The following is a 13,048-nucleotide window of genomic DNA, read 5'->3' on the forward strand; positions in this document are numbered from 1 at the left end:
AGAGGCGTTCTTGTTGAAGCCAATCATAGCTGCCTTGGGGTTGTATCTGATGCTGTCACCGGAGGTCGGGGTTTGTCGGGACGAAGCCGGTTCGAAAGGCTTATCCGGGTTCCGTTCCTGGATGGATAAGCTGAATATTGCCGGCAATTTCGATTACGAAACTTATCAGTACCCGAAAACCCCTCTTTTTCCCGGGCAGATCGAACAGAATCATGCCTTGCGCCTGGATTTCCGCTCGGAAGCGAGGATCGGCGAAAACTGGCGCTTCGCCTTGGCGCCGTTCGCCCGTTACGACTTCATGGACGGTCGTCAGAATGCCATACGGCTTAACGAAGCGTGGATCGAATATAGCACCGAAAACTGGGATTTCAGGATCGGAAATCAGATTTTTACCTGGGGCCAGATGGAAAGCGTAAACCGGATAGACGTGCTCAATCCCCGAGATTTTCGGGACGATGTGATAGAGCCCAGCAAAATCGGCATACCCGCCGCCCTATTCCGCTTGAAATTCGATAACAGCGATCTCAGTGCGTACGCGCTTCCTTATTACATCACCGACAGTTTTCCCGGGCCGGACCATTTCTACAGCCTGAGCGGCGGCCTTCCGATCCGGCAACCCGAAGAACGATTCGAGGATCAATGGGCGATCCGCTATTTCCATGCCGGTGACGGTTTCGATTTCGCCCTGAGTTGGGCGAACGTCGTCGAGAGGCTGCCGATTTACGATATGAACGAGACCGAAACCAGGCTGATCGGCACCCCTTACAAATCCAACCGGCTCGGCTTCGAATTCACCAAGGTCATCGAGAGTTTGATCGTCAAGGGCGAAGGGTTTTACCGGTTTCCCGAAACCAAATTGCTCAAGCCCGGATTCTTTTATACCGCGGGCCTGGAATATACCTTTCCGGCGATTATCGGCCTGTCCGACCTGACCCTGTTTACCGAATATTTCGGGACGGTCGGAAATGGGCAAGTCAGATTCCAGATACTCGAGAACAGCCTTTTCACCGGATTTCGGCTCACGTTCAACGATCTGGCCCGCCAGGAACTGGAAGTCGGAGCGATCAATAACTTCGAGCCCGCCGGCACCTGGCTGATGCGCGCCCGGTACGCGCGGAACATCGTCGAGCAAGTCCGGTTCGAGCTGACTTATACCGACTCTTTCGGATTTTTCGTTTTTCCCGACCAGGACGAAGACGGTGACGGCGCGTTCCGGGCACGTCTGAGATACAGCTTTTAATTCAAGTCGCGGCGGAATGTCATGAGTGAGAAGAAACTGATAGCGGCGTATGCCGATTGGATCGTCAGGAACCGGATCGGGGTCATACTGGCAAGCCTCGCCGTAATCGTTTTTCTCGGCGGATTCCTGGGGCGGTTGTCCTTCGATTCGAACTACCGCATCTGGTTCGACGAGGACGACCCTTATCTGCAAGGCTACGATCTTTTCGTAAAGGAATTCGGCCACGACGACATGTTCGTGGTGGCGTTCGAAGAGCCGCGGGGGATTCTTCAGCCGAAATCGATCGAAACCATCCAGCGCCTGACCGACAAACTCTGGCACGTGGCCGGCGTGATCCGGGTGGATTCGCTTTCCAACTTCCAGGCCTTGCGCGGCGATAGCGAGGGCTTCAGCGCCGAAGCCCTGTTTCCGAGCGGCAAACCCGTGACTTCGGAGCTGATCGAAGCGGCCCGCCGTTATATCGACCAGGACCCGCTGGTGACCGGCTCGCTGATCTCCCCGGATCGGAAAGTCGGCATCATCCGGGCGCGCATCGCGCCGGTCGCCGTGACCCCGGAGTTGCCGGCCAAGGTCTACGGCCAATTGATGCAAATCCTGGACGAGGAGAAAGCCCGGAGCGGCTATGAGTTTTACATGGCCGGCGGTCCCATCACCGACCAGGCCTTCGACCAGGTGGCGCAGAAGGATATGGGATTCCTGGTGCCGCTGCTGCTGGTCGTTCTGGGCGTGGTGTGGTTCGTCCTGTTCCGCTCGATTCTCGGTGTGCTGCTGGCGCTCGGCATCTCGCTCCTGAGCGTGATCGGCGCCATGGGCCTCACAGGGTTCGTGGGCCACAAGCTGAACGTGGTCACCACCACCACGCCGCAGTTGCTCATCGGCATCGCCGTGGCGGGCTGCGTGCATATGGCGGCGATGTTCGTCAAAGCCAAGCGCAACGGTCTGAATTCCAGGGACGCCGTCAAGGCGTCGCTGCGGATCAATCTGAGCGCAATCGTCATGACCTCGGTCACCACCGCGATCGGCTTCTTCTCCTTTTATTTCACGGCCACCATCATTCCGCTCAAGCTGTTCGGTTTCGAGGCGGGCTGCGGCACTTTGCTGATTCTGCTGCTGACTGTCACCCTGCTGCCGGCGCTCTTGAGTTTCTTCCCGGAAAAAACGCCCCGTCCGGTGTTCGATTCGCCGTGGTTCAAGGATTTTCTGGAAGGACTGCGCCTGGCGTCCGTAAACCGCAGCCGGCAAGTGCTTCTGCGCTGGCTGGTGTTCATCGCCGTCTTTGCGGCTTTTCTGCCGATGCTTACGGTGGATTCCAACCCGGTCTCGTATTTCCGCTCCAGCTTCTGGTTCGCCAAATCGGTCCATTTCCTGGAGGAGAAAGGCTCGGGCGGGGCGGTGTACGAACTGGTGGTGCGCGGCGAGGGGCCGGACGCGATCAAGACGGTGGCGTACATGCGCGACCTCGATGCGTTCACGCAATACCTGGCGAAAGACGCTCCCGGCGGACTGACCAACGTCTATTCCCTGTCCACCGTGCTGCGCAACATCAACCGCGCCCTCCACGAGGACGATCCCGGTTTCCACACCATCCCCGATGACAACGCTTCGATCGCCCAGTACCTGTTCCTCTACAGCCTTTCGGTGCCGGTCGGACAGGACATCAACGACCGCTTCAACGTCGATTATTCGGCGAGCCGGATAACGGCGATCCGCGCCCTGTCGCCCACCCGCGCCAGCCGCGAAAACATGGACATCATCAGCGACTGGGCCGCCAGGAACCTCAAGCACGTCAAGGTCGAGTTCACCGGCCGCGACGTGTTGTACACCAATATGGGCAACAACGTGTCCGACAGCCTGATCAGGTCGTTCACCGTGTCCATGTTAGGGGTGACCGTTCTCATCGGGCTGCTGTTCCGCTCCTGGCTGCTGGGTCTCGCCAGCACGCTGCCGAATTTTCTACCCGTGCTCACGGCCATGGGCTTCATGGGCATGGCCGGCATCTACCTGGATATCGGCACCATCATGGTGGCGAGCATCGGTTACGGCATCGCCGTGGACGACACCATCCATTTCTTCAGCCATTACCGGGAGGCGCGGCGAGCCGGCCGTACCGCGCGGGAAGCGATCGGGGAAGCGTTCTCCGACGTCGGCATTTCCATCACCTTCACCACGATGGTGCTGGTTCTGGCGTTCTGCGTGTTTCTGTTCGGCGATTTCATGCCGAACGTCTACAAAGGCTTGCTGGTGGGTTTGTTCCTGGTGGTGGCGCTGGCCGCCGACCTGTCCATCACGCCGGCCCTCCTGTGCCTGATCGATAAGCCGCGCCGCCTGCGGGCCGGGTCGAGCGAAACCGGCCCCGGAGCAGCCGGTCCCGCCCGGCCCGCCGCCGAGGCCGCCGGGCGTACCGAGTTCGCCGCCCCGGATGCCGACGGTGCCGCCGCGGGCGACGCCGTGTTCGTCGCGAGTCCGGCCGGGCGGAGCGAAAACCCGAATTGATGCTGTCGGAGAATTCTCATGTCCAAGCCACTCATCGAACTGTTCAGCGGCCGGCCGGCGGACAAGGCTGCCCTGATCCAGCCCCGTCCCGCCCCGGGCACGCTGTGTCCGGAGGAAAACCTGGGCCATCTCCTGTTGCGCGCCGCGGACGGCGAGCGCGGAATCGTCTTCGTCCGGGACGAGCGTCAGGAGACCCGTTTTTCCTATCGGACCATCGCCGAGCAGGCGCTGACCCGGCTCGGCACCCTGCGCGCCCTGGGGCTGCGGCGCGGCGATCCGGTCATCCTGATGTTCCGGGAGAGCCACGACTTCATCGTGACTTTCTGGGCGGCGGTGCTGGGCGGCATGGTGCCCGCACCGCTGGCCTATCCGCCGGCGCTCGCCGGGGATAATGCCGTTCTGATCAAGCTGAAAGCCGTCTGGGAGCAGCTCGACCGGCCGCGGGTACTGTCCGATGCCTTCCTGGCGGAACAGCAGTCCGCCTTGCAGCAGGCCCTGGCCGAGCCCCGCATCCGCATCCTGGCGGTTACCGAAGCGCCCGAATCCGCCGCGCCGGCGGACCCGGATCTCGCGGCTCCGGACGAGCTGGCCTTCATCCAGTACAGTTCCGGCAGCACGGGAACGCCGAAGGGCGTCATGGTGACCCATGCAAGTCTGATCACCAACCTGGAAGGCATCATCTTCGGCGCCGACCTGAGCACGCGCGATGCCTATCTGTGCTGGATGCCCTACCACCATGACATGGGCCTCATCGGTTTCCATTTCGTTCCCTTGGCCCTGGGGATCGAGCAGGTGAACATGACCCCGTTCACCTTCGTTCGCAAGCCCACGCTCTGGATGGAAAAAATCCACCTGCACCGTTCGACCGTAACCGGCTCCCCCAACTTCGGCTACCGCCATTTGCTGAGCAAGCTGAAACCGGAACACCTGAAACGCTGGGACTTGTCGTGCCTCCGGATCATTTTCAACGGCGCGGAACCGATTGCGGCCACGGTCATGGAGGAATTCCTGAGCACCCTGGGCCGGTGCGGGCTCAAGCCCGAGGCCATGTATCCGGTGTACGGCATGGCCGAGGCGACCCTGGCGGTGAGCTTTCCGCCGCCCGGCACCCTTCCGCGGGTGCATTGGCTGGATCGCGGGGAACTGGCGCTGGGGCGGGCGGCCGCGGCCGAACCCCACGGCGAGACAGCCGTCGCCGTGGTCGACGAAGGCTACCCGGTGCCGGGCTGCGGGCTGCGAATCGTGGACGGCGACGGTCGGGTACTGCCGGAAGGCCGGGTAGGCCGCATCCAGATCGGCGGCCGCAATGTCACACGCGGCTATTACAACAATCCTTCGGCCAACGCCGCGACGTTTCACGACGGCTGGCTGGACACCGGCGACCTCGGCTTCATGATGGACGGTCGCCTGTGCGTCAGCGGACGGGCCAAGGACATCATCTTCGTCAACGGCCAGAATTTTTATGCCCATGACGTCGAAGCCCAGGCGGAAACGGTCGCCGGCGTAGACCCCGGAAAGACCATCGCCTGCGGCTGGCACGATCCCGGCTCGGGCGAGGAGCAAACCGCGATCTTTCTCGCGATCCGCGATCCGGAAAGCCCCGAGGGCCGGTCGATCATGGCGGCGGTGTGGCAACGGGTGAACCAGGTGCTCGGCATCGCGCTGGATTACGTGGTGCCGGTCAGGGCCATTCCCAAGACGACCAGCGGAAAACTCCAGCGCTACAAGCTCCTGGAAGAGTTCCAGCAGGGCGATTACGACGCCGTAATCCATCGCGGCATCGACCTGGTGAGCGGCGCGCCGGAATCGGATACTGCCGCCGGCGAGGATCTGAGCGATCTGGTCCGGGAGGCCTGGGCGGACGTGCTCGGCCTCCCGCCGGCCAGGATCAAGCCGGACCAATCCTTTCGCTCGCTGGGCGGCACCTCCATCAAGGCGGTGCAGATCCTGGGCCGGCTGGAAGACCGTTTGAACCGGCCTCTGAACCATGAACTGCTGCTGCGTTGCCAGACCGTGCGGCAGATGGCGGAGTGGCTGGGCGGACACTCCGACCGGACTTCGGCGGCGGGTGCAGCGGACACCGTCCGCGCCCCGGATGACGCAATCGCCATCATCGGCACCGCCTGCCGGTTCCCCGGGAGCGATTCGCCGGAGGAATACTGGGAGCTTCTGAGCCAGGGCCGGGAAGCCATCGGTCCCGTGCCCGCCGACCGCTTCGCCCTACCTGAAGGCGGGCGGGACGACGGCTGGCGCGGCGGCTTCGTGCGCGACGTCTACGCCTTCGACGCGGAATTCTTCGGCATCAGTCCCGAAGAAGCCACCGACATGGACCCGCAGCAGCGCCTGTTCCTCGAGGTGGCCGCGGAAACCCTGGAGCGTGCCGGCTACTCCAGGCCGGCCCTGGACGGCGCCGAGGTCGGTTTGTTCATCGGCGCCAGCCACAACAATCACATGGAATTCCTGGTCAATGCCTTGTGCGGCGATGCCCTGGAGAGCTTCGCCAGCCTCCGCCGCCTGCCGCCCGGCGAACGCGACGAACTGCTCAAGGAATGGCAATCCCGCTTCGGGCGACTGTCGCTGCACGTCAATACGGCGGTGGACAATCTGCTCAACATGATCGCGGCGCGTGTCTCCCATACCTTCAACTGGAAAGGTCCCAGCTTCACCATCGACAGCGCCTGTTCCTCATCCCTGGTCGCGGTGCATCTGGCCTGCCAGAGCCTGCGCCAGGGCGAGTGCTCGATGGCGGTCGCCGGCGGCGTGAGTCTCACCCTGAGCCATTTACCCTTCCTGTTGTTCCAGCGCGCCGGCGCGCTGTCGGCTAGCGGCCGTTGCCGGGTGTTCGATGCTTCGGCCGACGGCTTCGTGCTGGGCGAAGGCGCCGGTGCGGTGTTGCTCAAACCGCTCTCCCGCGCGCTGGCGGACGGCGATCCGGTGCTGTCGGTGATTCGCGGCTCGGCGGTGAACAACGACGGGCAATCCCTGGGGGTCATGGCGCCCAACCCGGACGGCCAGCGCCAGGTCATCGATGCCGTATACCGCCAGTTCAAGCTCGACCCCGCTTCCATACAGTTCGTCGAAGCCCATGGCACCGGCACTCCGCTGGGAGATCCGAGCGAGATCCGCGCCCTGACCCAGGCCTTCGGGAACCTGGACCGGCAGAGCTGCGCGGTCGGATCGGTCAAGGCGAACATCGGCCATCTGCTCAGCGCCGCGGGCATCGCCGGCTTGATCAAGGTGGTGCTGGCCCTGCACCACAAACAGATGCCGGGGAACATCAATCTGACCGAGCCCAGCCGGCAAATCGATTTTGCCCGGACGCCCTTTTACCCCCTGACTGCGACCCGCGCCTGGACCGTACCCGAAGGTCTGCCCCGGCGGGCAGCCATCAATTCTTTCGGATTCGGGGGCACCAACTGCCACCTGGTGGTCGAGGAAGGCGTGGCGCGCGAGCAGCCCAGGGGCGTCTGGCCCTATCATCTGCTCTTGCTCTCGGCGCGCAACCGCCCTGCCCTGAACCGCAGCGCCGGACGGCTGGCCGCCTATCTGGAACGCGCGCCCGCGCCGGATCCCGCCGACCTCTGCGCCACGCTGAACAGCCGCCGCAATCACTCGGCATGCAGGTATGCCCTGGTCGCCGAATCGCTCGGCGAACTCGCCGCCGGGCTCAAGGGTCTGGAAAAGCGCCAGCCCGCCGAGACCGGGTCTCCGCCGTCGCTGGCCCTGATGTTTACCGGCCAGGGCGCCCAGTATCCGGGCATGGCCGCCCAGCTCTACGAGCTGTGGCCGCGCTTCCGTCTCGCCATGGATGAGGCGGCGGCCGCCTTCGATCCCTGGCTGGACGTGCCGGTGCTGAGTTCCATTTATCACCACGAAGCCAACCCGGAACAATTGGCGCGAACCGAAATTACCCAGCCGGCAATGTTCGTCACCGATTACGCTCTGGGTCGCGCCTTGCTGGAACTGGGGGTGCGTCCGGCCGCACTGATCGGACACAGCGTCGGCGAGTATGCCGCGGCCTGCCTGGCCGGCGCCGTGGATCTGGCCGACGCCGCCAAGGTCGTCGCCGCGCGCGGACGGCTGATGTCCGAGTTGCCGGGGCAAGGCGGCATGCTGGCGGTATTCGCGCGAGCCGATGAGTTGTCGGCCTACCTCGAGGATTATCGGGGACGGCTCTGGTTTGCGGCCAACAACGGCTCGCACCAGGTCGTGGCCGGATACCGGGACGCCGTGGCCGAACTCGCCCGCACCCTGGAAAGCCTGGGTCGCCGGGTCAAGCCCTTGCGCGTGTCCCACGCGTTTCACACGCCGCTCCTGCAACCGATGCTGGAACCCTTCGCCAAGGTGCTGGCCGAGGTGGAATGGCGTGCGCCACGGCTGCCCATCATTTCCAATATCACCGGGGACTGGCTGGCGGCCGACGGGTTCGATGCCTATTACTGGTCGCGCCACGTGCTGGAGGCCGTCCGTTTCGAGCAGGGCATACGCACCGCGCATGCCGGCGGCATCCGCACATTCGTCGAATGCGGACCGGACAGCGTTCTCACCCACCTGGCCGCCACCGTACTGGCCGGGGAACGCGTGACCCTTGCGGCCATGATCGATCGTCGCCGGGAAAACGCCAGGACCTTGCCGGAAACCCTGGGTATTCTTTACACGGCGGGCGTCGACCTGGACTGGCGCGCTCTCGGCGAAGATTTTCCGGGCCGGCGCATCCCGCTCCCGGCCTCTCCGTTCGAGCGCAAAATCTATCGTCTGCCCCCGCTGCCGCCGGCCAAAACGCAAGGCCAGGCTTTGCTGCATCGCTGGGAATGGCCTCAAACGCCGCGCGGCGACGCCATCGCGCTGCCGCCCGGTGCGCTATTGGTGTTCGCGGGCGAGGGGCAATCGGCCTGGCTCGAGGCGCTGCGCATCCGTTTGGGGCCGGAGCGGCCGGTTCTGGCGGTGCGGCCCGGGGCGGCGTTCTCGGCCACCGACGGGACTTTCACGGTCAACCTTTCGGATGCGGGCGACTACCGGCGGTTATGGCAAGCGGTGCTCGCCGATTACGGCGCCCCGGCCGCGGTAGTCCATGCCTGGAATGCGGATTCGGCGAGCGCGCAGAGAAACGACGACGAGGCGCTTTACTCCGGCATCTTCAGCCTCACCTTCCTGGCCCAGGCCATGCGCGAGCCGGCGCCCGCGGAACCGTGCCGAATCCTCTGGCTGACTCGGCGCGCCCATGTCCTGGACAGCCTGGAGCCGCCGCCCGATCCGTACCAGCTGCTCGGGGTTACGTTCGCGCTGGGACTGGGGGAAGAAAACGATCATCTGGTGTTGCAGGCGGCCGATCTGGATCCCGCGCCGGCCGCTCCGGACGAGGACGTGGAGACCGTGCTCGCGGAGCTGGGGACGGCGGAATTCGGCGGCGAGATGCTCGCGATCCGCCGTTCCCGCCGCTTCCGGCGCCGTTTCGGCGCGGTCTACAACGAAACCGGCGTCTCCGAACCGCTGCTCGAGGACGGCGACACCTGCCTGATCACCGGCGGGATCGCCGGGATCGGGGCCGAAACCGCCATCGCCCTGGCGCGATCGGCCCGGATCAACCTGGTCCTGACCGGACGGCGTCCCCTGCCGGACCGGCAAACCTGGAACGAGCTGCCGGACGGACATCCCGACGCCGCGCGCGTGGCGCTGGTGCGCCGGCTCGAATCCCTGGGCGCGACGGTGGACTACCATGCCGCCGACGTGGCCGACGCCGAAGCGATGACCGAAGCCGTCAAACGCGCGCGGGAACGCTTCGGCAGGCTGGACGGCGTCATCCATTCCGCGGGAGTGGTCGACCGCAAGGTGCTCCGCGCCACCGACAAGAACGTGGAATCGATACGGGCGGTGCTGGCCCCGAAAGTCGAAGGCAGCCTGCTGCTCCATCGGCTGACGGCCGACCAGCCGCTGAAATTCTTCATTTTGTATTCGTCCATCGCCGCCACTTGCCCGGTGTGGGCGGCCAGCCTCACCGATTATGCCGCGGCCAACGCTTTCCTCGACGGCTTCGCGGAGTGGCGGAACCGCTCCGGGGCGAAAGGCCGCGCCCTGGCGCTAAACTGGTCGCTCTGGGACGAGACCGGCATGGGCCGCGACACCGGCCTGATGGCGCTGGTCCGCAGCAAAGGCTTGCGCGCACTGGTTCCGGAAACCGCCTGCGCCGCCTTGGCGCGGGCGCTCGCCATTCCCGGCGCCGCGGTCGTGCACGTCATCGATTTCGAGGCGGAAACGGAGACTCCGGCACCCGCCGCGACGGCACCGTCCCCGGAGCCCGCGCCGGTCGAGCGTGAGCCGCTGGCCGCCCATCCTCCGGTACACGCCGCGGACTGGCTCGATCTGGTCCGCCAGCTCACCGGCGCGTACCTGAATGCGCCGGCGGAAGGGATCGATCCCGGCCGCAGGTTTCAGGAATTGGGCGTGGACTCGCGGGGCGCCGTGGAAATGGCGGAAAAACTGGCGGCGCTCCTGGGCTGCCATATCACCCCGACCCTCTTGTTCGAGTTCCAGTCGCCCCTGGACCTGGCGCGCCACCTGGAAAGCCGGCACGGCTCCGAATTCTTCTCCCGGCCGCCGGACGCTCCCGCCCCGGCCCGCCCGATAAGCGTCGCGGCCGGCGTCGCCTCCCGCTCCGAGCGCGCCGCCGACGACCGCATCGCCGTCGTCGGCATGAGCTTGCGGGTACCCGGCTGCGCCAGCACCGACCAATACTGGCGCATGCTGGCGGAGGGTCGCTGCGAAATTCGCGAGGTGCCGCGGGAACGCTGGTCGCCGGATGATTATTTCGATGCCGCGAATCGCCACAGCCACGCCAGTTATTCGAAATGGGGCGGTTTCCTGGATCGGGTCCACGAATTCGATCCGCAGTTCTTCGGCATCTCGCCGCGCGAAGCCAAGGCCATGGACCCGCAGCAAAGAATTTTCATGGAAGTGGCTTACGAGGCCCTGCAACAATCGGGTTACGCCGGCGAGGGGCAGGCCCGGCGCCTCGGCGTGTTCGTCGGCTGCGAACAGAACTATTACGCGGAACATTTCATCAACCAGCAGCGCTATTGCCGCTTGCGCGACCGGATCAGGAACGCCGACTGGTACCGCCGGCTTCCGATGAGCGCACGGGCGGATTGGGACGAGGCGCTGCGCGACGTGTTGCGGCCCGCGGAGCTTCAGTCGGACGCCATCGCCGGCAACGGACTGAACGAGATCGCTTGCCGCCTGAGCCACTGGCTGAACGTGCGCGGACCGAGCCTGATCGTCAACACCGCGTGCTCCGCCGCCCTGGTCGCCACCCATCTCGCCTGCCAGAGCCTGCGCTCCGGCGAGTCGCGCATCGCCGTGGCCGGCGGGGCTTATCTGAACATGGGCTCCACCCCGTTCGTGTTTCTGAGCCGGGTCAACGCCATGTCGCCCGACGGCCGCTGTTATCCGTTCGACCGCCGGGCCAACGGCATGGTCCTGGGCGAAGGGGTCGCGGTCCTGGTGCTCAAACCGCTGGCGGACGCCTTGGCCGACGGCGACTTTATCCACGGCGTGATCCTGGGCTCGGCGATGAACAACGACGGCCACTCTTCCGGCCTGACCGCGCCCAATCCGGCCGGCCAGGCGGATTGCGTCGCCCGCGCCTACCGCGAATCCGGTGTCGATCCCGCCACGGTCTCTTACGTGGAATGCCACGGCACCGGCACCTCCCTGGGCGATCCGGTCGAAGTGGAAGGCATGACCCAGGCCTTCCGCCGCTTCACCGACCGGCGCGGATTCTGCGGCATCGGTTCGGTGAAATCCTCCATCGGCCACATGCTGTCGGCCGCGGGCATCCCCAGCGCCATCAAGGTCCTCCTGGCGATGCGGCACGGTTACCTGCCGCCCACGGTCAATTACGCCGAACCCAATCCTTATATCGATTTCGATGCTTCGCCATTCTTCGTCGTCGACGGCCAGGGCCGGCCGTGGACCGGAAACGGGCAGCCGCGGCGGGCCGGCGTGAACGCTTTCGGCTTCGGGGGCACCAATTGCCACCTGATCCTGGAGGAGCCTCCCCGCGCCGTGGATCAGCCTACCGGCATGGACCGGCTGCCGCTATCCGACCCGCAGCTGCTGTGCCTGACGGCCCGCACGCAGAGCGCCGTCTGCGCCTATGCCGAGGCACTGCATGCGCATCTCCGGGAAAACCCGTCCATATCCGCCGAGCAGGTGGTTTATTCCCTGAACGGCGCCCAGAGAGAAATGAATTTCCGCGCTGCTGCGGTGGTACGGGGACGGGACGAGCTCCTGGCGGTGCTAGCCGCCGTGGCCGGATCGGGCAAACACGACCGGCTGCTCCAGGGTCGCGCCAATCCGAAGCAGCCGCCGGCGATGGCCTGGATGTTCGACGACGGCCCATGGCCGGAGGGAACCGCGGATACGCTGGCACGGCGCTGTTCGGTGTTTGCCGACGCCTGGACCGCGTTCCGGAAGGCGCTGCCTCCCGGGCACGAAGCCGAACCGCACCTGCGCGCGGCGGCGGAACAATACTCACTCGGCCGGCTGCTACGGGAGCTGGACTTGGTTCCCTCGGGCCTTTGGGCCGAGGGCGCCTCAAGCCCGGTCGCCGCGGCAGTAGCGGGATGGCTGAGCCCGGCCGCCGCCGCAAGCGTGCTGATCGGCGGCGACGCGGTTCCGGAGCACGCTGCCGGCGATCGGATCTGGCGGATTCCGATCCACACGAGCGCCGGAAAAATTTCCGTGGACAGCCCGGATTGGCCGATCCGCTTGCGTTCGGCGGCGAGCAGCCGATCCGATGGACTGGCGCCTCCCACGGATGCGCGCTTCCGGACCCTGCTCCTGGGCGGCAAGGCCGGCGAGGCGTCGGGACCGCTACCGATGATCGGGGCCGAGCCCGACGGCGGGAGCCTGCTGACCGCGCTGGCACGCTTGTACATCGACGGCTTGAAGCTTGATACGCGCGCCTTGTGCCCGTCCGGGCTCACCCGCGTACTGCTGCCGGCCTATCCCTTCGAGCGAAAGGCCTATCTCTACGATCCGCCGCCGGCCGAAATCGACGAATCCGCCGATATCCCGTCTCCGTCGGCGGAGCCGAATCCGCCGGAGCCGGCGCATCCCGGCCCGGCAACCGCGAGCAAGGAGCCTCAACAAGATATCGCAACCGCCCTGCTCGACGAACTGAACCGCATCATCCTGCCCCGGCAAGCCATGAACGAGCATTCCTGAGCAGGTGCGAATCGAGCGGCCGCAGAACCGGCTTGCGGCCCCCGTGAGCCGAAAAACGACCCATACGCTGAATACGTGAGGACTACGACC

3 protein-coding genes are annotated in these 13,048 nt (G+C 65.3%); all 3 read left to right on the forward strand.

Annotated features, from left to right (window positions below; translation table 11 throughout):
* Nucleotides 1-10: 10 nt before the first annotated feature.
* From sS8_RS14375 to sS8_RS14385, 3 genes are read left to right on the forward strand one after another with little or no spacing between them, the layout of a single operon-like run.
* Nucleotides 11-1,240 carry a DUF1302 family protein gene (locus tag sS8_RS14375; RefSeq protein ID WP_145986544.1) on the forward strand — a complete coding sequence of 410 codons (1,230 nt, stop codon included), beginning with the start codon at nt 11-13 and terminating at the stop codon, nt 1,238-1,240.
* A gap of 21 nt (nt 1,241-1,261) precedes the next feature.
* On the forward strand, nt 1,262-3,733 hold the full coding sequence (locus tag sS8_RS14380) for an efflux RND transporter permease subunit (protein ID WP_119630216.1): 2,472 nt from the start codon (nt 1,262-1,264) through the stop codon (nt 3,731-3,733).
* Nucleotides 3,734-3,751: 18 nt separating this feature from the next.
* On the forward strand, nt 3,752-12,958 hold the full coding sequence (locus sS8_RS14385; protein WP_119630217.1) for a type I polyketide synthase: 9,207 nt from the start codon (nt 3,752-3,754) through the stop codon (nt 12,956-12,958).
* Nucleotides 12,959-13,048 lie beyond the last annotated feature (90 nt).

Origin of the sequence: Methylocaldum marinum (genome assembly GCF_003584645.1) — a bacterium.
Lineage (GTDB): Bacteria > Pseudomonadota > Gammaproteobacteria > Methylococcales > Methylococcaceae > Methylocaldum > Methylocaldum marinum.

Bases quoted from the DNA above. Each gene is read 5' to 3' on its own strand.
- sS8_RS14380 (WP_119630216.1), top strand. From the start codon at position 1,262: ATGAGTGAGAAGAAACTGATAGCGGCGTATGCCGATTGGATCGTCAGG.
- sS8_RS14385 (WP_119630217.1), top strand. From the start codon at position 3,752: ATGTCCAAGCCACTCATCGAACTGTTCAGCGGCCGGCCGGCGGACAAG.